Below are 19,751 nucleotides of genomic sequence, written 5' to 3'. Positions count from 1 at the left end.
GGGGGCGAGGTCAACGGTAGGGGTCGGTGATCTCACGCAGGCGGGTAAGTGCTCGCCGCAGCTGGTTCGCGCCCTGCTTACCCAGGTGTCGTGTCCACTCCGCCTCGACCTCCGCCTCCACGGTCCTCGCGATCGCCACCGCGGCCAGCCCACGCGGTGCGATCTGCACCAGTCGGGCCCGTGCGTCGGTGGGGTCCGGCACCCGACGGACGTAGCCCGCCCGTTCCAGCTGGTCGACGAGGAAACCGGCGGTCTGCTTGGTGATCTGGGCCTGCTCGGCCAGCTCGGTCACCCGGGTGCCCTCCGGGCCGATCCGGGCGAACACCCGGCCTTGCGCGGTCGTCACGTCAGCGAAGCCTGCCTCGGCCAGCGCCGTGAACACGCGGGTTTCCATGGCCCGGTAGGCGATGTAGCAGAGCAGGCCGAGGTTCAATTCGTCCGCGGGCAGGTCCGTGCTCATGCGACCCCTTGACTTAGACAGTCTGACTTACCATATTGGTAAGAGCATCGTACCAAGTGGGCTGGCTGCCAGGGGGTGGAGATGGACCGCGACGAAGTCTGGCAGACGATCGACGACGAGCGGCTCAGCCTCGCGGACCTCCTCGACACCCTGTCCGCGGAGGAGTGGGAGACCCCGTCACTGTGCGCCGGCTGGCGGGTGCGCGACGTCGCGGCGCACCTCACGCTCGCCCACGCGGGCACGCTTTCCGCGATCGTGTGGATGCTGCGGGCGGGCGGCAGCTTCCACCGTATGGTCCGGGACAGCGCCAGACGGCAAGCCGAGTTGCCCGTCGATCAGTTCGCGGTTCTGCTTCGTGGCATGGTGCGGTCACGGAAGAAGGCACCCGGCGTGTCCCACCTCGAACCACTGCTCGACATCCTCGTGCACGGGCAGGACATCGCCATACCGCTGGCCCGTCCCCGGCCCATGCCAACGGTGGCGGCGGCCACCGCCGCGACCCGGGTCTGGTCCATGGGATGGCCGTTTCACGCGCAGCGGAGGTTGAATGGGCTCAAGCTCGCCGCCACCGACCACCGCTGGTCTGCCGGGCACGGCGTGCTGGTCGAGGGACCGATGGCGGCGCTTCTTCTTGTGCTCGCCGGCCGGCCTGCCGCCGTACCGCAGCTGTCCGGTCCGGGAGTCGCCGAGCTCGAAGCACGACTGACACCGCGACCCGGCCTGACGTAACGATCCCTCGCCGCCCCCGTGATGCTCCCGACGCCACCTCGCGGACGGACGCGGCGGGATCGGGCAACCAAGCCCTCAGTCGGCAAGCTGACACCGTACGGCGCGGGCTGTCCTTTGTAGGATTGCGGCGTGGCCCCTCCGCGGATGAGCAACGCGATGCTCGACGTGCTCGCGCTGATGCTCGGGGCGTGGGAGAGCGATCAGGAGCTTCACGGCTGGCAGATCATGCGGTCGGTGCGCCGGTCCGGCCCCACCGTCTACGGGGTGCTCGACCGGCTCGAGGACGCCGGGTGGGTTACCGCAACGTGGGAGCCGCGAACGGCCGAACAGCCGACGCGACCGCGGCGCCGCTTCTACCGGCTGACGCCGACCGGCGCCGAGGCCGCCCGTGCTCAGGCGATCCTGCCGGTCCGGGCACCCCGATTCCGCCCCAAGCCGGCACCCGGCTTCGGCCGGACCGTCTCGCCGCGGCCGGCTGGCTGATTCGTCGATGGGCTCGCTGGAGATCGTCCTCGCGATCGTGTTGGGGCTCGTGGTCAACGAGATGACCGACGTGTCACCGTGGCTGGGCCGCCTCCTGGCCACGTGGTCGGCGCGCCTTCGGTATCAGAACCTCCAGCGAGCGGAGATCCGCGCCGAGGAACTCGCCGCCGTCATCAACGACCGGCCGGGCAAGTTGTTGAAGCTCGGCACCGGCCTTGGTTTCCTCGGCACCGCGCTGCTGACCCGGCTGCGTCATCTGGTCGTCGGCGAGCCGGAGCGCGCGAATGACCCGGCGGACCTGCTCGGCAGCCGGCGGATCCTGCCCCTGGAGGACGAGCCGACACGCGCGGTGGCCCGATACCTGTTCCCCACCGAACGGTTCCGGGGCGAATGGCGACGCCACTGGATCCACCCGGTCAAGAGAATCGCGATCGTCGTCAGCTACGCCGTCCTCGGCGTGTGGGCGGTCACGGAACGCATCAAGCCTCAGTACCAGACATGGGCGATTGTCGCGGTCGTGGCGCTCGCCGTCCTGCTGACGGCGCACCGCGTCCTGGCTTGGTACGTGGGTCGGTTCGTCGTGACCAACAAGCGTCTGATGGTCACCGAGGGCCTGTTCTTCCGCAGGGTCGGGATGATGCCGCTGCTGCGGGTCGTCGACATGAGATACAACCAGACACCGGCAGGCCGGCTCCTGAACTACGGCACCTTCGAGTTGGAGTCGGCGGGCCGCCGCAACGCGCTCCGCCAGATCGTCGAACTACCCAATCCGAATGAGCTCTACCTGCGCATCATCGAGGAGATGTACGAGCCGGAGGCGGTGGAGGCGCGCCTGGGCGGGGATTGGCCGAGCAGCGAGATCGACCCGATCGCTGTCATCACGTCGCTGTCCAACGAACTCGCGCGCCTGACCAGCGCGATCAAGCGCCTCGATCCCGATTTCGTTCCGGAGCCGGTACCTGAGCCGTCTCGTCCACCCGACGAGCCGATCACCGTGTACGAGCCGGCCAGCGAGCAGGTGTCGCAGGCCGAACCGCCGCCGTCGAATCCTGATGAGCCACCTCCGTGGACCAACGGCCAAGAGCTCGCCGACCTGACCGCCGGACTCGACGAAGCCGTTCCCGACCACGACCGGCCCGTCCGGCGCACCCGCCGTCTGTTCCCGCCACGGTCGCCGCGGCTACCCGATCCCTCGCCGGATCTTCCTGAGTGAGCCGCCGCATCGGCCGGCGGTGCGGACGCCCCTGGTCATGCCGCGCCTGCGGCAGGCAGGCGTCGACCGGCTGAAGGAACTCGTCACCGACGCGTGGCCCACACGTGCCCCAGATTCGCTCGCCGGAGGTCCGGCTGGGCTCAGAGCCGGGGTGGCGGGCCCTCGAAGGCGAGGGCATGCACGTCGAACAGGACCGCCGCCTCCACGCCCAGCGCCGGCCCGCCCTGGCGGGCCGCCCAGGTCAGGAACGGCCCGGGTTCCGGTCCGGCCACTCCCAGGCCCTGGGTGTATTCGGCGTGCGCGGCCAGCGAGGCGATGCCGCGCCGCAACGGCTCGCCGGTGACGTCCACGCCGTGCGTGGGGCGTTCGGCGCCGCCGAAGCAGACGTAGCGCACGCCGCCCCAGGGCGGCAGCCCCTCGTCCACCAGTTCCGGGAAGATCCAGCGGTTGCCGGCGTCGCGGGCGGCGTCCAGCGTGGCCAGTCCCACCGCCCGGTGGTCGGCCTGGTTCGTCATACCGCCCACCATGCGGACGGTGAAGGCGCCCGAGACGATCACCTCGGGCCGGTGCCGGCGGATCGCCCGCACGATGTCGCGGCGCAGGCCCGGACCGTACTCGACGACGCCGTCGCGGTGGTCGAGGAACTCCACGACGTGTACGCCGACCTCGCGGGCCCCGGCGCGCTCCTCCTCCTCGCGCAACGGCCCCGCCTGGTCCGGGTGCATCGCGTCGATTCCCGCCTCGCCCCGGGTGGCCAGGAGATAGGTGACCTGCTTGCCCTGCGCGGTCCAGCGGGCGATGGCCGAGGCCGCGCCGTACTCGATGTCGTCGGGGTGTGCGACCACCGCGAGACAGCGGTCCCAGTCCTCCGGCAGTGCCGGCAGCAGCTCGTCCACGATCCCGAACGTAACGGCCACCTCTTCCGCCCGGTACCGCCGTGTCGGCAACACCGACCTCCGCCGGGCCGGTGATACTGACCGGGTGGACCCCAGCCGGCTCCACCCGCAGGCGCGGGCGGCGATGCAAGTCCAGCAGCGTGTCCCGCTCACCCGGGCGAACCTGACGGCGGCACGGCTCAGCATGATCCAGGCGACGCCCGCCGAGGTGGGCGGTGGCCCGGCGATCCGGTCCGTGGCGATCGTCGACGCGGGCGGCGTGCCCGCCCGCCTCTACCGCGACGGGGATGACGACGCGCTGCCGGTGGTCCTCTACGCGCACGGCGGAGGCTGGGTGATGGGCGGCGTGGACACCCACGACGGGCTGTGCCGGCACCTGGCGGCCGCGTCCGGCTGGGCCGTGCTCTCCGTGGACTACCGGCTCGCCCCGGAGCATCCGTACCCGGCGCCGGTGGACGACATGGTGCGCGCGCTGACCTGGCTGCGCGGGCCGGAAGCGCCCCGGCACGGCCTCGACCCACGCCGGACTGCCGTGGCCGGTGACTCCTCCGGAGGGCACCTGGCGGCGGTGACCGCCCGGCGTGCCCGGGACGCCGGGATCCAGCTCGCCGGCCAGCTCCTCGTCTGCCCCGTCATCGACCCCATGGCCGACTACCCGGCGCTGGACGAGTACGGCCTGGACCGGGAGGAGATGGCGTTCTTCTGGGACGCGTTCGCCCCAGCCGGCGTGGACCGTACGCAGCCGGACCTGGACCCGCTGCGGGCCGACCTCACCGGCCTGCCGCCGGCCGTGGTCATCACCGCCGAGCTCGACCTGTTGTCCGCCGAGGGGGAGCGGTACGCCGCCGGGCTGCTGGCGGCCGGCGTTCCCGTCACCGCGGTCCGGTACCAGGGACTCATCCACAACTTCCCGCGGAAGCTGGCCCTGTTCGACGCCGCCCATGTCGCCCTGGCCCAGTTGGCCGCCGTGCTGCACCGCTGGTCAGAGGAGGAACCATGAGCACCACCGAACGGCACGGCCCCGTGAAGGCCGGCACCACCGTGTCACTGGACGGCTACGTCACCGGTCCCGACGATCACGAGGGCCAGGGGCTCGGCATCGGCGGCGAGCGGCTCCACTACTGGGTGATGGGCGGCCCGTGGACCTACGAGACGGAACGCGAACCCGGCGCCGGCATGACCGACGCCGACCGTGCGTACTTCGACGCGCTGCTGGACGGAACGAGCGCCGGCCTGTGCGGCCGCGGCATGTACGACAGCGCCGGCGCCTGGGGCGGCCGGAACCCGTTCGGCGGCACCATGGTCGTGCTCACCCACCGGACCGCGGACCAGCCCGACCCGAGCACCGGTTTCCTCATGGTCGACGGGTTCGAGGAAGCGCTGGCGGCGGCCCGGCGGGCGGCCGGGGACGGCGGCGTCGCCATCGGCGGGGGCGCCGACATCATCCGGCAGGCGCTCATGGCGGGAGTGGTCGACGAGCTCGGCATCACCACCGCCCCGGTCGTCCTCGGCCGAGGGAAGCGGCTCTTCGAGGGCTTCGACCGCGACGTCGACCTCAAAATCGTTTCGGTCCACCACTCACCGTATGCCGTTCATGTGCGGTACGCCGTGGTGCGGTGAGCCGGACCCGACCGCTCGCCGTTCGTCAGGCGCCGCTCGCCGCAGTGGACCGACCGTTCCCGGCCACTGTGCCGCCGCTCAACTCGCGGCCATGAGCAGGGAGAACTACAGTCGGCAGGAGCGCCGCCGGATAGATCGCGACACATCTCACGGTGAGGAGCGAGTCGATGGCCAACCCAGCCGGCATCGAGGTCACCGGGCCGATGCACCCCCGCTACGACGAGATCCTCACCCCCGAGGCGTTGAACTTCCTCGCCGACCTGCACCGCGCCTTCGACTCCCGCCGTCGTGACCTGCTCGACCGGCGCAAGCGGCGCGAGGCCGAGCTCGCCGCAGGCGCGCTGTTCGACTTCCTCCCCGAGACCCGGGAGATCCGCGAGTCCGACTGGCGGGTCGCCGAGCCCGCGCCGGGCCTGGTCGACCGCCGGGTGGAGATCACCGGCCCGACGGACGCCAAGATGACCATCAACGCGCTCAACTCCGGGGCGAAGGTGTGGCTGGCCGACCACGAGGACGCCAACACCCCGCTCTGGGAGAACGTCATCGCAGGACAGCTCAACCTGCGCGACGCCATCGACCGCAAGCTCGACTTCACCTCGCCGGACGGCAAGCAGTACGCCCTGCACGACGGTGAGCTGGCCACCATCGTGGTCCGGCCGCGCGGCTGGCACCTCACCGAGAAGCACATCCTGGTCGACGGCGAGCGCACCTCCGGCAGCCTTGTCGACTTCGGCCTCTACTTCCTCCACTGCGCCCGCCGGCAGCTCGACCGCGGCGCCGGACCCTACTTCTACCTGCCGAAGATGGAGAGCCACCTCGAGGCGCGACTGTGGAACGACGTCTTCCTGCTCGCCCAGGAGCGCCTCGGCATCCCGCGCGGCACCATCCGCGCCACCGTGCTGATCGAGACGTTCCCGGCCGCGTTCGAGATGGACGAGATCCTCTACGAGCTGCGCGAGCACTCCGCCGGGCTGAACGCCGGCCGGTGGGACTACATGTTCAGCGTGATCAAGAAGTTCCGCACCCGGGGCGCCGACTTCCTGCTGCCCGACCGGAACTCGGTGACCATGACGGTGCCGTTCATGCGCGCGTACACCGAACTGCTGGTGCGGACCTGCCACCGACGGGGGGCACACGCCATCGGCGGGATGGCCGCGTTCATTCCCAGCCGCCGCGACCCGCAGGTCAACGAGACGGCGCTGGCGAAGGTCCGCGACGACAAGACGCGGGAGGCGGGCGACGGCTTCGACGGCTCCTGGGTCGCCCACCCCGACCTGGTGCCGGTCTGCCGGGAGGTCTTCGACCGGGTTCTCGGTGACCGGCCCAACCAGCTCGACCGCACCCGCGACGAGGTCCGGGTGAGCGCCGCCGAACTGCTCGACGTCCGCTCCACCCCGGGGCAGCACACCGAGGACGGGCTACGCAACGCGGTAAGCGTCGGCGTGCAGTACCTGGCCACCTGGCTGCGCGGCTCCGGCGCGGTGGCCATCCACAACCTCATGGAGGACGCGGCCACCGCGGAGATCTCCCGCAGCCAGGTGTGGCAGTGGCTGCACAACGACGTCACCCTCGACGACACCGGCGAGCGCGTCACCCGGGAACTGGTCGAACGGATCGCCGACGAGGAGATCGCAAAACTGCCCGGCGCTCCCGGTGACTACGCCGACGCGCGAGCGCTGTTCATGGAGGTCGCCGTCGCCGACGAGTTCGCCGACTTCCTGACCGTCCCCGCGTACGAACGGATGCCCTGACCGACGACCGACGGTGGAGGCGGCGATGAGCAGGACCACGACGGACCTCGACGCTCTCGCCGCCGCCCTGCGGGCCGCCATCGGCGCCGACCGGGTGATCAGCGACCGGCAGCAGCTACGCACCTACGAGTGCGACGGGCTGGCCCAGTACAAGGTGATCCCCGCGCTGGTGGCGCTCCCGGCCGACGCGGAACAGTGCGCCGCCGTCGTGCGGGCCTGCGTCGCCGCCGGTACGCCGTTCGTGGCCCGCGGCTCCGGCACCGGGCTCTCCGGCGGCGCCCTGCCCCGCGCCGACGGCGTCCTCGTGGTCACCTCCCGGATGCGGGACATCCTGGAGATCGCCCCCGACGACGAGCGGGCGGTCGTGCAGCCAGGCGTCATCAACCTGGCGATCACCCGCGCCGCCACCCCACACGGCCACTACTACGCGCCGGACCCGTCCAGCCAGCAGATCTGCTCCATCGGGGGCAACGTCGCGGAGAACTCGGGCGGCGCCCACTGCCTCAAGTACGGCTTCACCACCAACCACGTCCTCGGCGTCGAGCTGGTCACCCCGGACGGCGACCGGGTACGCCTCGGCGGCCGCGCCCCCGACGCCCCCGGCTACGACCTGCTCGGCGCGTTCGTCGGCTCCGAGGGCACCCTCGGCATCGCCACCGAGGTGACCGTCCGGCTGACCCGGCTGCCCGAGTCGGTGCGCACCCTGCTCGCCGCGTTCCAGACGACCGACCAGGCCGGCGCGGCCACCTCGGCGATCATCGCGGCCGGAGTGGTGCCGGCGGCGGTGGAGATGATGGACGCCCTGGCCATCGAGGCGGCCGAGGCGGCGGTCCACTGTGGTTACCCGCCCGGCGCCGGGGCGGTGCTCATCGTCGAGCTGGACGGGCCGGAACCGGAGGTCGCCGCCCAGTTCGCGCAGGTGGAGAGCCTGTGCCGGGAGAACCGGGCGTTCGAGATCCGGATCGCCGCCGACGACGCCGAGCGGGCGCTGTTCTGGAAGGGCCGCAAGTCCGCGTTCGCCGCCGTCGGGCGGATCAGCCCCGACTACATCGTTCAGGACGGGGTGATCCCGCGGACCGCCCTGCCGGAGGTGCTGCGCCGCATCGGCGAGCTCTCCGCCGAGCGCGGCATCCGGGTGGCGAACGTCTTCCACGCCGGCGACGGCAACCTGCACCCGCTGGTCCTCTTCGACGCCGCCGTCGACGGCGAGACCGTCCGCGCCGAGGAGGTCTCCGGCGCGATCCTCGACCTCTGCATCACCCACGGCGGCTCGATCACCGGGGAGCACGGCGTGGGTATGGACAAGGCCAGGTACATGCCCCGCATGTTCACCGACGACGACCTGGACACGATGCAGCTGCTGCGCTGCGCGTTCGACCCGGACGGGCTGGCCAACCCGGGCAAGGTCTTCCCGACACCCCGCCTCTGCGGCGAGGTGCCGGGCCGACACAAGGGGGTCCACCCGGCGCAGGAGGCCGGCCTGGCGGAGGTGTTCTGATGCCCGCCGATCGGACCCTCGACCAGCTCCGTACCGCCGCCGAGGCCGTCCGCACCGCCGGCGAGCACGACAGCATCGCCGGGGTGCCGGCCCGCTACGTCGCGGCGCCCCGCGACACCGGCCAGGCCGCCTCCCTGCTGCGCGCGGCGGCCGCGCTCGACCTGGCCGTCACGTTCCGCGGCGGCGGCACGAAGCAGGACTGGGGGAGCCCACCCCGTCGACTCGACCTGATCCTCGACACCACCGCCCTGACCGGAGTGGCCGAGCACGCCGCCGGCGACCTGATCACCGTGGTCCGGGCCGGCACCCGCCTCGACGAGCTGCCGGGCACCCTGGCCGGCGCCGGGCAGCAGCTCGCCCTCGACGCACCGCTGCCCGGCGGCACCGTCGGCGGCGCAGTCGCCGCCAACACCAGCGGCCCGCGCCGGATGCTCTACGGAACGGTCCGCGACCTGCTCATCGGGGTCACCCTGGTGCGTGCGGACGGGGTGGTGGCGCACGCCGGCGGCAAGGTGGTCAAGAACGTCGCCGGCTACGACCTGGGCAAGCTGGTCACCGGCGCGTACGGCACGCTGGGGCTGATCACCGAGTGCGCGTTCCGGCTGCACCCGCTGCCCGCCACCGTCGCCTACGTCTCCCGCGCCGTGGACGACCCGGCCGAGGCCGGACGCCTGGCCGCCACGGTACGGGCGGCTCAGCTCGTCCCCACCGCGCTGGAGGTGGACGCGCCGGCCGGCGGACGAGCGACGGTCACCGTGCTGCTGGAGGGCACCCCGGCCGGGGTGGCCGCCCGGACCGCCGCGGCCCGCCGACTGCTCGGCGCCGACGCCACCGACGCCGACCAGCCGCCCGAGGGCTGGGCACGCTACCCGTGGCGGGACGGGGACGTCGGACTGAAGCTGACCGCCGCGCTGTCCGGCGTACCCCGGCTGCTCAGCGATGCCCGCGCGGCGGCCGACAGGCACGACCTGCCGCTGTCGCTGCGCGGATCGGCCGGCGTCGGTGTCCTGTACGCCGGCCTGCCCGGCGCATCCCACCCGGAGCGGGTCGCCGGCCTGGTGGACGCGCTCCGGGCGACCACCGCCGCCGTGGGCGGGCACACGGTCGTGCTCACCGCACCCGCGCCCGTGCGGGACCGGGTCGACCTGTGGGGACCGGTCCACGGCCTGGAACTGATGCGCCGGGTCAAGCAGCGCTTCGATCCGGACTCCCGACTGGCGCCCGGCCGATTCGTGGGAGGGATCTGATGAGCATCCCCCAGCAGCCCGGCCCGACCCCGGTCACCTCACCCGGCGGCAGCCGGCCCGCCAGCGGTCCCCGGGACGTGCTCGGCGCTGCCGCCCAGCCACCCGGCCTCGGTGCCTTCGACGAGCACCACCCGCCGTCCGCCGAGCTGGTCGCGGACTGCGTGCACTGCGGCTTCTGCCTGCCCACCTGCCCGACCTATGTGCTCTGGGGCGAGGAGATGGACTCGCCGCGCGGGCGGATCTACCTCATGAAGCAGGGCCTCGAGGGCGAGCCGCTCACCGACTCCATGGTCACCCACTACGACCGCTGCCTCGGCTGCATGTCCTGCGTGACCGCCTGCCCCTCCGGCGTCCAGTACGACCGCCTCATCGAGGCCACCCGGCAGCAGGTCGAACGCCGGCACCGCCGCAGTCCCCGGGAACGGGCGCTGCGGGCGGCGATCTTCGCGCTCTTCCCGTACCGGAGGCGTCTGCGGCTGCTGCGCGGGCCACTGCGGGCGTACCAGGCCACCGGCCTGCCCCGGCTGGTCCGCCGCAGCGGGCTGCTGCGCCGGCTCGCACCCACCCTGGCGACGGTGGAGTCCCTCGCACCCCGGCTCGGCCGGGCCGCCCGCCCGCCGCAGCGGGTGGCCGCCGTCGGCACCCGGCGGGCCGTGGTCGGCATGCTGACCGGCTGCGTGCAGGACGCCTTCTTTCCCGAGGTGAACGCCGCCACCGCCCGGGTGCTCGCCGCCGAGGGCTGCGAGGTGGTGATCCTGCCCGACCGGCAGGGCTGCTGCGGGGCGCTGAGCGTGCACAACGGACGGGAGGAGGAGGCGCGCCGCTTCGCCCGCCGGATGGTGGACACGTTCGCCGCCGCCGGCATCGACTATTTCGTGGTCAACGCCGCCGGCTGCGGCTCCACCCTCAAGGAGTACGGCGACCTGCTCCGCGACGACCCCCGGTACGCCGCGCTCGCCGCCGACTTCGCCGGCAGGGTCCGCGACCTCTCCGAGGTGCTGGTCGAGCTCGGCCCGGTCGCCACCCGGCACCCGCTACCGGTGACGGTCGCCTACCACGACGCCTGCCACCTGGCCCACGCCCAGGGCGTCCGCGCGCAGCCCCGCCGGCTGCTGCGCGACATCCCCGGGCTGGTGCTGCGCGAGATCGCCGATCCGGAGATCTGCTGCGGGTCGGCGGGCATCTGGAACCTCCTCCACCCCGGGCCGGCCGCGGAACTCGGCGACCGCAAGGCCCGCACCGTACTGGCCACCGGGGCGGGGCTGCTCGTCACCGCCAACCCCGGTTGCCTGATGCAGGTCGCCGCCTCGGTGACCCGCGCCGGCGGCGACATCGCGCTGGCACACACCGCCCAGGTCCTCGACGCCTCGATCCGCGGACGAGGGGCCGAGGAGCTGCTGCACCACCGAACCCCGTCCTGACGGCGGGATCCACCGTCACCGCTGACCCCCGTCCCCCCCCCACAGCGTCGAGGTGACCCATGTTCGACCAGTTCACAGTCGTCACCGATCCCGTCGGTGACTCCGTCGCGCTCTCGGCCATCTTCGCGGTCCTACCCCTGCTCACCCTCTTCGTCCTGCTCGGCGTCATGAAGGTCAAGGCCTGGTTGGCCGGCGTGATCTCCCTCGCGGTCGCCCTGATCGTGGCCATCGCCGTCTACGCCATGCCGATCGGGCAGGCCGTGCTCTCGGCCACCGAGGGCGCCGCCTTCGGCTTCTTCCCCATCCTCTGGATCGTCATCAACGCGATCTGGGTCTACAACCTCACCGTCGAGAGCGGACACTTCGATGTGCTGCGCCGCTCCTTCGAACGGGTCAGCCCGGACATGCGTATCCAGGCGATCATCATCGCGTTCTGCTTCGGTGCGCTGCTGGAGGCCCTCGCGGGCTTCGGCACGCCGGTGGCGATCACCGTGGTGATGCTGATGGCGCTCGGGTTCCGCCCGATCCACGCCGCCTCCGTGTCGCTGCTGGCCAACACCGCGCCGGTGGCCTTCGGTGCGCTCGCCACCCCGATCGTCACGCTGGCCAGCGTCAGCAGTGGCGCCAACCCCGACCCCCGGCTCACCGTCGACACCCTCGGCGCGATGGTCGGCCGGCAGACCCCGATCCTCGCGGTGGTCGTACCCCTGATGCTGGTGGCCCTGGTCGACGGACGGCGCGGCATCCGCCAGACCTGGCCGGCCGCGCTGGTCGCCGGTGTGAGCTTCGGCCTCGCGCAGTTCGTCGCGGCGAACTACATCTCCGTGCCGCTCACCGACATCGTCGCCGCGCTGGTCTCGGCCGCCGCCGTGGTGCTGCTGGTCCGCGTCTGGCGCCCGGTCACCCCCGCCGACCTCGGCCGCGAGCCGGAGACCGCCGCGGTGCCGGCCGCCCGCGGGGCAGTCGCCGCGGAGCTGGCCGGCCCCGGCGCGGTCCGCGCCGCCGCGGGCACCCGCTCCGACACGACCAGCACCGCCGCCCCCGCACTGGGCGGCTCCGGCGGACAGACCCCGCCGGGTGATCCGCGCATCGACGAGACTGCTCCCGGGCGGCACCGCGGCGACGACGACCTGGAGCCGCGACCCACCGACCAGGTGCGCGCCGCCACGGCGGGCGGCCGGCGGATCGCGGACACCCCGGCCGAGATCGCCCGGGCGTACGCGCCCTACCTGATCATCATTGCGATCTTCTCCATCGCCAACCTCGGCGCGGTGAAGACGGCTCTGGCGGAGGAGCCGTGGACGGTGAAGTTCGCCTGGCCGGGGCTGGACCTCCTGGGCGGCAACGGCAAGCCGCTGTCCTCGATGACGTTCACCCTCAACTGGCTGCCCGCCGCGGGCACCCTGATGATCCTCGCCGGCCTCCTGACCGCGCTGGTGCTGCGGGTCTCCGCAGGCCGGGCGCTGCGCGCCTACGGCCGCACCTACGCCGAGCTGCGCTACGCGATCGTCACCGTGATGGCGGTGCTCGCCCTGGCGTACGTGATGAACCAGTCCGGCCAGACCAACACCCTCGGCGCGTTCCTCGCCGCGGCCGGCGGGGCGTTCGTCTTCCTGTCGGCGATCCTCGGCTGGATCGGCGTCGCGGTGACCGGCTCGGACACCTCCGCCAACGCGCTGTTCGGCGCGTTGCAGGTGCAGACGGCGGCCCGGGCCGGACTGGACCCGCTGCTGCTGGCCGCGGCCAACTCGTCCGGCGGGGTGCTGGGCAAGATGATCAGCCCGCAGAACCTGGCGATCGCCGCCGGCGCGGTCGGCATGGCCGGGCGGGAGGGGGAGATCTTCCGGAAGGTGTTCGGCTGGAGCCTCGTGCTGCTGCTGTTCATGTGCGTGCTGGTCGCCCTCCAGGCTTCCCCGGTCCTGAGCTGGATGGTGCCCTGATCGCAGGTCCGGCCGCCCGGGCGCCACAGATCACGTGGCGTCCGGGCCCGTCTCGTACCCACGGGGGCCGAGGTGGAAAGAGCTCAGCTGGCATTCTCAATTCGGGTGTCCACGGCGATCCAGTTCGTTTCCCACGTCTCCCCGCCGTCGTCCGAGAAGGCCTGCTCGAATCTCGCCTTGTCCGGGCCCTGCCGGAAGATGAGGAAGCGCACCTTGATCGCACGCCCCCCGATCTGGTCGTCGCCGTGGAACTCGCCGACACCGTCGTGGAACCCGCCGTACACGGACGGGGTGAGCAGTCCATCGCGGATGTTCACGAAGGTCAGACTCCAGCGCCCCGCCTGGGGCTCATAGAGCCGCAGATTGAGGCCCTCGACCCGGCCGTTGGGCCCCGAGACCTTGAGTTCGACGACATTCGCATGCCGGTCCAGCAGTGGGCGCACGACGCTCGTACCCTCGAAGTGGAGCCACTGATCCTCGGATTCCGAGAGCGGATCGGCGAGCACCCGCACCGTGGTGTGCCAGGCGCCGATCTCCCAGTCGAAGTCACGGTGGCCGTCCTCGACAGCCGCCGAAGCCCTGAGGGGAGCCGCCGCCGCGTCGCCCGACGCCGCTGTCACGGTCAGCATGAGAAGCGACAGGCACGGAACCAGGATCTGCTTGTACGGCATGGTGATCGTGGTGTGAAGGTTCATGATCCGACTATCTGAGCGGAGCGCGCCCGTGAACAAGAAGGCACCTGCAGGTAACCCCTCACCGTCGCGTCCCAATCCTCTGCCCGGCTGCCCGATGGCCGCGGCGTTCGCCGCGGTCGGTGGAAAGTGGAAGCTGACCCTTCTGTACTGGCTGGCCCACGGCGAGTCCCACTTCGCCGGCCTCCGCCGTCTGGGCGCGCCGATCACGCCCAAGGTGCTGGCCGAGCAGCTACGCGAGCTCGAGGCCGACGGGCTCGTCGAGCGCGTCGTGACCGGACCCGTCCCGGCGCCGGTCATCTACCGGCTCACCTCCTACGGCACCACCGTCCTGCCCGTCGTGGAAGGCGTCCGGGTCTGGGGCGAGGCGCATCTTCAGCGCACCCACGGCCAGGCCACACCCGACGAGTCGATGCGCTGCACGCACGCGGTCGCGTAGGCCCGAGGCAACGAGATCCCGGGCCGCGTGGTGCAACCGCAGACATTCTTCGAGGCCGAAGAGGGCCGAACGGTCGCGGTCGGTATGGCCACCGACCACGCCGCCTACTCCGGCGCGGGCTTCGCCGCCGGGTTCACCGAGAACGGCTCGTCGACCCGGATCTCCGTCGACGTCGGCGAGAGCGGCAGCTACGACCTGGCGATGCGCTACAGCAACGGCCCGAATCCCTACTCCGGGCAGAAACAGCTGAGTTTGTACGTCAACGGCGAACGCGTCGAGCAGACGGTCTTCCCCTCGACCGTGACCTGGGAGGAATGGGGCACGGTGACCACCACCGTGCCGCTGAACAAGGGGCGCAACGTGGTCGAGTACCGCAAGGAGGCCGCGGACTCCGGACACGTGAACCTCGACGTGCTCGCGGTGCGGCCGCACGGCAAGCGCATCACGCTGTTCAACGGACGCGAGCTCACCGAATGGCAACACACCGACGGACGCGAACCGACCTGGACCGTCGCCGACGGCGCCATGACGGTGCGCAACGGTGACCTGCGCACGGTGCAGGCCTTCGGGGACTTCCGCCTGCACCTCGAGTTCAACCTGCCGCTGTACCCGCCGGACGTGACCGGCCAGGCGCGCGCCAACAGCGGCGTGTTCCTGCAGGACCGCTACGAGATCCAGATACTGGACTCGTTCGGCATCGACCCGCCCCAGAAGAACGACGCCGCGGCCATCTACAACCAGAAGGCACCCGACGTGAACGCGGCGCTGCCGCCCGAGACCTGGCAGACGTACGACATCGTCTACCGGCAGGCCCGCTACGACGCGGCCGGCAAGAAGGTCGAGAACCCGCGCGTCACGGTGGTCTGGAACGGCCTGAAGGTGCAGGACGACGTCGAGATCCTCGGGCCGACCGGCAGCAGCCGGCCCGAAGGCCCGGCGGCGGGTGCCATCCGCCTGCAGGATCACAGCAACCCGGTCCAGTACCGCAACATCTGGATCGAGCCCCTGGACCTGTAGGTTCGCCGGCGATCAGAACGCGGACGGTCGGGTACCGGTTCGCCGGCCCGGCCGCCCGCGTCCCGGACGGCCCGACCGCTTGTGCCCTGGCCCAACGGAGGTGGTCGCGGCAATAACGGTTGATGCAGGGCCTCCCGGTGACATCCGGAGACATTTGTTCAGGGGACCATCGACGGCCCGGGCTCCCACCATCTGCCACGGCATGCGTCATGGACCGCCCAGGCGATCGGTGCGGACGACGCCGTCGAGTGCCCAGGCGCACTGTGGCCGCGCCCAGCGCGGTCGCGGCGGCCAGCGGCAGCCACAGCGCCGCGGCGCCCACGCTGAGCAGGCCGGTGATGATGACGGGATCGACGGCCCGGGCCAGGCCGTAGCTGAGCTGCCAGCGGGCGAGCGCGCGCCCCATCAGGTGCGGCGGCGCCGATTCGATCACCAGCGGCACGCTGCTGCCGGTGTACAGAATCTCACCCAGCGTGTAGGGCACGATGACCAGCGCGACGAGCGCTGTGCCGGGGCCGCCGCCGGTCGCTCCGCCGAGCCAGAAGCCGAGGTAGGAGGCGCCGAGCAACAGGCCGGACCAGAAGAGCACGGTGCGGTGCGGCCACTTCGCGAGGCGCACCACCACGACCAGTTGCAGCGCGATCACCATGACGGTGTTGGCGAGGAAGATCCCCGAGGGCCACGCCAGAGAAGCGTGCAGGCCGTGCACCAGCAGCAGCGGCAGGGCGATCTCGAGGATGTCGGCGTAGAACGCGTACGGGATGCCGGCCAGGGCCAGGATCGTCACGGGGCGTAGGCCGGCACCGGGCGCCTGCTTCGTTGCCGCTAACCGGGCGGGGGCTGGAACATCCTGACGGGGCAGCGGCACCCGCGCGACAACCGCCGCGCCGACCGCGCACCCGAGCGCCGTCGCCAGCGCGAGCCAGCGGAGCACCTCCGGCCCACCCGCGACCAGAACCGTGCCGAGCAGGGCGCCGGCGCCCAGGCCGGCGTTGCGCAGCGAGCGGCCCGCGGCCAGCGCCGCCGCCCGCTGGGCCCGGCCCGCCAGCGCGGCGACCAGCGCGGAACTGGTGGGCGGAGCGATCTGCGTACCGACGCCGATGAGCACCGCACCGATCGCGAATCCGGCGATGCCGGGCACCACGGCAAGCAGCAGCGACCCCACCGCTCGCGCCAGTAGCGCGGCGACGGCGGGGGCCCGTCGCGCCCCGCGGTCGATCCACCACCCGGCGAGCGGGACGGCGCCGAGGCCGGCCAGCATGCCGACGGTCAGCGTCATACCGGCCTGCCACGCGCTGAGCCCGATCTGCACGGCGTAGATGACGATGAACGGGCGCAGCATCCCGGAGGTCGCTGCCTCGACTGTGGCGCTGAGCGCGTAGCGGCCGCCGCCCGGGATGCGGGCCAGCTCACGAAGCGTCGTACGGGTGGTCGTCACGGTGCCGATCGTCCGGCCGTACGGCTGCGAGGGGACCCGGGTTGGCCGGCGTCGTCAATCCATGCCTCGTCGATTGACGAACGACGTCAACCGGTCGGGCCGGGCACGGACACCTGTCATGATCAGTACCGTGGTCACCTCGGTCGACATCGCCGGCGTACCAGCCGATCGGATCCGGATAACGCCGTCGCCGCTCGCGGAACTCGGCGCCGTGCTGCACGTGCTCGCGGAGCCGCAGCATCATCCGAACACCGCCGCGGCGGTGGCGAGGATGGCAGCTGCGCTTCCCGCCGAGCTGGCCCCGGACATCGAGGAATTCGGTCTGCTCTGGCAGTCCGGCCGGGCCGACTTCCTGTTCCCGCCTGATCCACGGCCGAGCCTGCGCGAGGAACTGGACGACGTCGACCGCCTGGACGACGAGCGCTGGGTCGCCGCCGCGCTCGCCGCCCATCGGGCCGTCTCACCGGCGCCGCGAACGTGGTCGCCGCTGCGTGACCCGATCGTGCGGCAGCGGGCCCTCGCTGCGGCCCGCGCCCGAGGGCCGCGGCAGGCGGCGTGGGCCGAGCGGGTGCTCGCCGATCCGGCCGCCGAACGCGAGCGGGTACGACGCTTTCTGCTGGCCTGCGAGTCCGCCTTCTTCGGCACGGTCTGGAGACGCATCCGCCCAGCGCTCGCCGAGGAAGCCGACCGTCGACGCGTCGACCTGGCCCGCGAGGGTATCGGCGCCCTCGGCCGGATCTCGCACGCGATCGGGGTCGACACGGAGCGCGGCATTCTGACGATCGACAAGCTGCAGGACCAGATTGCAGACGGTCGCGGCGGCGGGATGACGCTCATCCCGAGCGCGTACGGCGCACCGCACCTGACCGTCGTGTACGCGCCCGGCTGGCTGCCCGTGCTGCAGTACCCGGCACCGGGCTGGGACCCGCGCCCGGTGTTGCGGGTGGACGAGCTGGATGCTCGGCTGACCGCGCTTGCCCACCCGCTGCGGCTCCGTTTCTGCCGCACGCTCGCCCGAGGTCCGCACACGACCGGCGAGCTGGCCGACTTCTGGCGGGTGACGGCGCCGGAGGTGTCCAGGCACCTCGCGGTGCTCAAGGCGGCCGGGCTGTTGATCTCGGCGCGCCGCGGCCGCTACGTGACGTACCGCCTGGACATGGAGGCCTGCGCCGGCCTGGGGCAGCAACTGGTGGACGTCCTCGGGCGCTGAGCAGCCAGAGCGCGTACGTGGGCGGGAAGACGAGCGTGTCGGTCGACAACGGGCGCACCGGCAGGACCCAGCCGCGCTCGGCCGTGCCGCCACCCTGGACGGAGCTGGGCAGGGGCAGCGCGGGTGAGAGCCCGACACTATTCTCCGGGTCATGGCATCCACCTCACCCGATCGGCGCGGCGTCGGCTCCGCCCTGGACCCCTCCGCCGAGCAGATTCGGGACATGAGTGGGCGTGCCGTCGAGTGGGTCGTCGCCCACCACGACTCGATCCGGGACCTGCCCATCGCCCCGCGAACCTCCGCCGCCGCGCTGAAGAAGGCGCTCGCGGAGCCGCTGCCCGTCGAGGGCCGTGACTTCACCGACCTGCTCACGGTATTTCGCGACGTGGTCGTGCCCGGCAGCCGGCACAACGGGCACCCCCGCTTCTTCGGGTACGTCTCCGCGCCGGGCACCGCCGTCGCCGCGGTCGCCGACTTCCTCGCGTCGGCGCTGAACCCGAACCTCACGGCCTGGCGGTCCGCCCCGGCTCCCACCGAGCTGGAGCACGTGACCATCGACTGGATCAAGGAGGCTCTCGGCTGCGACCCGGGCGCCGGGGGCCTGTTCACCAGTGGCGGCTCGATGGCCAACCTCACCGCCCTCGCCGCCGCGCGACACCGCCACTGCGGCGACGCCGTCGCCACCCACGGCGCGGCCGCCCACCCCGCGCCACTGCGCGTCTACGCCTCCACCGAGACTCACCACTCGATCCACAAGGCCGCCGCACTGCTGGGCATCGGGCGGGCGAGCGTCCGTGAGATCCCGGTGGACGCCCGGTTCCGGATGGACGTCGACGCCCTGGTCGGCGCCATCGAGGAGGACCGGGCCGCCGGAGCGGAACCCTTCTGCGTGGTGGCGAACGCCGGCACGGTCGTCACGGGCGCGGTGGACCCGCTCGCGGAGATCGCGGCGGTCGCGCGGAGGTACGGGCTGTGGATGCACGTCGACGCGTGCTACGGCGGCTTCGCGCGGCTGGCTCCCTCGGCCCGTCCGCTCTTCGACGGCCTGTCGGAGGCCGACTCGATCGCCCTCGACCCGCACAAGTGGCTCTACCTGCCGGCGGACTGCGGCTGCCTGATCTACCGCGACCCGGAGGCGGCGCGGCCCGCCTTCAGCCTGGACGCCGACTACACCCGGGTGATGCAGACCGAGCCGGCCGAGGCGTTCGCCTTCTGGGACTACGGCCCGGACCTGTCCCGGCGATTCCGGGCACTCAAGGTCTGGATGGCGCTGGCGCACGCCGGTTCGCGAGCTGTCGGCGACGCGATCGAGGGCAACCTCGACTGCGCCCGTCACCTCGCCGAACTCGTCGAGGCCAGCGCCGACTTCGAACTGCTCGCCCCGGTCGAGCTCTCCATCTTCTGCTTCCGCTACCTGCCGCCGAGTGCACGCGCCGGCTCGCGAGGGCAGGCCGACGAGGAGGAACTCGACCGTCTCAACGAACGGATCATGGTGGCGTTGCAGCAGGGTGGCAGCTCGTACCTGTCGAACGCGACCATCAACGGCCGCTTCGCGCTGCGCGGCTGCGTGCTCAACTACCGCACCACCCGCCGGGACATGGAGGTCCTGCTCGACGACGTACGCCGCGCCGCCAAGCAGGTGATCGAGGAGACGCCCTGAGGATCAGCCTGGGGTCCCACCCGGCGTGACGGCATAC

Annotated in this window: 17 protein-coding genes and 1 pseudogene; 14 read left to right on the top strand and 4 right to left on the bottom strand. The window is 72.2% G+C overall.

The features are described from left to right. Positions 1–10 precede the first annotated feature (10 nt). The gene (locus GA0070603_RS04465) at positions 11–460 is read right to left on the bottom strand and encodes a MarR family winged helix-turn-helix transcriptional regulator (protein ID WP_091307531.1); all 450 of its coding nucleotides are present in this window, start codon (positions 458–460) and stop codon (positions 11–13) included. Positions 461–541: 81 nt separating this feature from the next. On the opposite strand from GA0070603_RS04465, the gene GA0070603_RS04460 reads away from it, so the two are divergent. The 3 genes from GA0070603_RS04460 to GA0070603_RS04450 all read left to right on the top strand — a co-directional run bounded on the left by GA0070603_RS04460 (position 542) and on the right by GA0070603_RS04450 (position 2,885). Then, positions 542–1,189: a maleylpyruvate isomerase family mycothiol-dependent enzyme gene (locus tag GA0070603_RS04460; RefSeq protein WP_091321536.1), complete on the top strand. Its 648-nt coding sequence runs from the start codon at positions 542–544 to the stop codon at positions 1,187–1,189. A gap of 156 nt (positions 1,190–1,345) precedes the next feature. Continuing rightward, on the top strand, positions 1,346–1,672 hold the full coding sequence (locus GA0070603_RS04455) for a PadR family transcriptional regulator (RefSeq protein ID WP_091321534.1): 327 nt from the start codon (positions 1,346–1,348) through the stop codon (positions 1,670–1,672). A 7-nt stretch (positions 1,673–1,679) separates the two neighbouring features. Next, a complete protein-coding gene (locus GA0070603_RS04450) occupies positions 1,680–2,885 on the top strand; it encodes a PH domain-containing protein (RefSeq protein WP_091307529.1) in 1,206 nt (401 codons plus the stop codon). 140 nt (positions 2,886–3,025) lie between these two features. Here GA0070603_RS04450 and GA0070603_RS04445 read toward each other — a convergent pair whose 3' ends face one another. After that, on the bottom strand, positions 3,026–3,781 hold the full coding sequence (locus GA0070603_RS04445; RefSeq protein WP_091321532.1) for a PIG-L deacetylase family protein: 756 nt from the start codon (positions 3,779–3,781) through the stop codon (positions 3,026–3,028). A gap of 85 nt (positions 3,782–3,866) precedes the next feature. On the opposite strand from GA0070603_RS04445, the gene GA0070603_RS04440 reads away from it, so the two are divergent. The 7 genes from GA0070603_RS04440 (at position 3,867) to GA0070603_RS04410 (ending at position 13,258) form a co-directional block, all read left to right on the top strand. Next, positions 3,867–4,781 (top strand): alpha/beta hydrolase, encoded by a 915-nt coding sequence (locus tag GA0070603_RS04440; RefSeq protein ID WP_244282390.1) that lies wholly within the window; start codon positions 3,867–3,869, stop codon positions 4,779–4,781. Then, positions 4,778–5,401 carry a dihydrofolate reductase family protein gene (locus GA0070603_RS04435; protein ID WP_091307527.1) on the top strand — a complete coding sequence of 208 codons (624 nt, stop codon included), beginning with the start codon at positions 4,778–4,780 and terminating at the stop codon, positions 5,399–5,401. Before GA0070603_RS04440 ends, GA0070603_RS04435 begins: the two co-directional genes overlap by 4 nt. A gap of 167 nt (positions 5,402–5,568) precedes the next feature. Further along, positions 5,569–7,152 carry a malate synthase A gene (gene aceB / locus GA0070603_RS04430; protein ID WP_091307524.1) on the top strand — a complete coding sequence of 528 codons (1,584 nt, stop codon included), beginning with the start codon at positions 5,569–5,571 and terminating at the stop codon, positions 7,150–7,152. Positions 7,153–7,177: 25 nt separating this feature from the next. Then, positions 7,178–8,650, top strand: coding sequence for an FAD-linked oxidase C-terminal domain-containing protein (locus GA0070603_RS04425; RefSeq protein ID WP_091321528.1), 1,473 nt, complete (start codon positions 7,178–7,180; stop codon positions 8,648–8,650). Further along, positions 8,650–9,897 carry an FAD-binding oxidoreductase gene (locus GA0070603_RS04420; protein ID WP_091307521.1) on the top strand — a complete coding sequence of 416 codons (1,248 nt, stop codon included), beginning with the start codon at positions 8,650–8,652 and terminating at the stop codon, positions 9,895–9,897. Before GA0070603_RS04425 ends, GA0070603_RS04420 begins: the two co-directional genes overlap by 1 nt. After that, positions 9,897–11,318 (top strand): (Fe-S)-binding protein, encoded by a 1,422-nt coding sequence (locus GA0070603_RS04415; RefSeq protein ID WP_091307519.1) that lies wholly within the window; start codon positions 9,897–9,899, stop codon positions 11,316–11,318. The genes GA0070603_RS04420 and GA0070603_RS04415 overlap by 1 nt, the downstream gene beginning before the upstream one ends. Before the next feature lie 59 nt (positions 11,319–11,377). Next, positions 11,378–13,258: an L-lactate permease gene (locus tag GA0070603_RS04410; protein ID WP_091307516.1), complete on the top strand. Its 1,881-nt coding sequence runs from the start codon at positions 11,378–11,380 to the stop codon at positions 13,256–13,258. An 83-nt stretch (positions 13,259–13,341) separates the two neighbouring features. Here the strand turns inward: GA0070603_RS04410 and GA0070603_RS04405 are convergent, their stop codons facing one another. Continuing rightward, positions 13,342–13,953, bottom strand: coding sequence for a hypothetical protein (locus tag GA0070603_RS04405; protein WP_208862801.1), 612 nt, complete (start codon positions 13,951–13,953; stop codon positions 13,342–13,344). A 28-nt stretch (positions 13,954–13,981) separates the two neighbouring features. Between GA0070603_RS04405 and GA0070603_RS04400 the strand changes: the two genes are divergently transcribed. Beyond that, a complete protein-coding gene (locus GA0070603_RS04400) occupies positions 13,982–14,389 on the top strand; it encodes a winged helix-turn-helix transcriptional regulator (protein ID WP_208862800.1) in 408 nt (135 codons plus the stop codon). Between the two features lie 27 nt (positions 14,390–14,416). Beyond that, a complete protein-coding gene (locus GA0070603_RS04395) occupies positions 14,417–15,406 on the top strand; it encodes a 3-keto-alpha-glucoside-1,2-lyase-like domain-containing protein (RefSeq protein WP_091307511.1) in 990 nt (329 codons plus the stop codon). Between the two features lie 364 nt (positions 15,407–15,770). On the opposite strand, the pseudogene GA0070603_RS31875 reads toward GA0070603_RS04395, so the two are convergent. Next, positions 15,771–16,844 (bottom strand): annotated as a pseudogene (locus GA0070603_RS31875) (MFS transporter); the annotation flags it as partial. A gap of 130 nt (positions 16,845–16,974) precedes the next feature. Between GA0070603_RS31875 and GA0070603_RS04385 the strand changes: the two are divergent. Both GA0070603_RS04385 and GA0070603_RS04380 read left to right on the top strand, forming a co-directional pair. After that, complete coding sequence (locus GA0070603_RS04385; protein WP_091321524.1) at positions 16,975–18,054, top strand: ArsR/SmtB family transcription factor; 1,080 nt, start codon at positions 16,975–16,977, stop codon at positions 18,052–18,054. A 223-nt stretch (positions 18,055–18,277) separates the two neighbouring features. Continuing rightward, positions 18,278–19,714 carry a pyridoxal phosphate-dependent decarboxylase family protein gene (locus GA0070603_RS04380; RefSeq protein ID WP_167544483.1) on the top strand — a complete coding sequence of 479 codons (1,437 nt, stop codon included), beginning with the start codon at positions 18,278–18,280 and terminating at the stop codon, positions 19,712–19,714. Positions 19,715–19,751: the final 37 nt, after the last annotated feature.

Origin of the sequence: Micromonospora chersina, from assembly GCF_900091475.1 — a bacterium.
GTDB classification, from domain to species: Bacteria; Actinomycetota; Actinomycetes; order Mycobacteriales; family Micromonosporaceae; genus Micromonospora; species Micromonospora chersina.
The sequence above is the reverse complement of the archived record's forward strand: the minus strand, read 5'-3'. Positions and strand labels throughout refer to the sequence as shown.

What these genes read in the sequence shown, in the direction of transcription:
- GA0070603_RS04465 (WP_091307531.1), bottom strand. Translation starts at nt 460, where the DNA reads ATGAGCACGGACCTGCCCGCGGACGAATTGAACCTCGGCCTGCTCTGC.
- GA0070603_RS04460 (WP_091321536.1), top strand. Translation starts at nt 542, where the DNA reads ATGGACCGCGACGAAGTCTGGCAGACGATCGACGACGAGCGGCTCAGC.
- GA0070603_RS04455 (WP_091321534.1), top strand. Translation starts at nt 1,346, where the DNA reads ATGCTCGACGTGCTCGCGCTGATGCTCGGGGCGTGGGAGAGCGATCAG.
- GA0070603_RS04450 (WP_091307529.1), top strand. Translation starts at nt 1,680, where the DNA reads ATGGGCTCGCTGGAGATCGTCCTCGCGATCGTGTTGGGGCTCGTGGTC.
- GA0070603_RS04435 (WP_091307527.1), top strand. Translation starts at nt 4,778, where the DNA reads ATGAGCACCACCGAACGGCACGGCCCCGTGAAGGCCGGCACCACCGTG.
- aceB (WP_091307524.1), top strand. Translation starts at nt 5,569, where the DNA reads ATGGCCAACCCAGCCGGCATCGAGGTCACCGGGCCGATGCACCCCCGC.
- GA0070603_RS04425 (WP_091321528.1), top strand. Translation starts at nt 7,178, where the DNA reads ATGAGCAGGACCACGACGGACCTCGACGCTCTCGCCGCCGCCCTGCGG.
- GA0070603_RS04420 (WP_091307521.1), top strand. Translation starts at nt 8,650, where the DNA reads ATGCCCGCCGATCGGACCCTCGACCAGCTCCGTACCGCCGCCGAGGCC.
- GA0070603_RS04415 (WP_091307519.1), top strand. Translation starts at nt 9,897, where the DNA reads ATGAGCATCCCCCAGCAGCCCGGCCCGACCCCGGTCACCTCACCCGGC.
- GA0070603_RS04410 (WP_091307516.1), top strand. Translation starts at nt 11,378, where the DNA reads ATGTTCGACCAGTTCACAGTCGTCACCGATCCCGTCGGTGACTCCGTC.
- GA0070603_RS04405 (WP_208862801.1), bottom strand. Translation starts at nt 13,953, where the DNA reads ATGAACCTTCACACCACGATCACCATGCCGTACAAGCAGATCCTGGTT.
- GA0070603_RS04380 (WP_167544483.1), top strand. Translation starts at nt 18,278, where the DNA reads ATGAGTGGGCGTGCCGTCGAGTGGGTCGTCGCCCACCACGACTCGATC.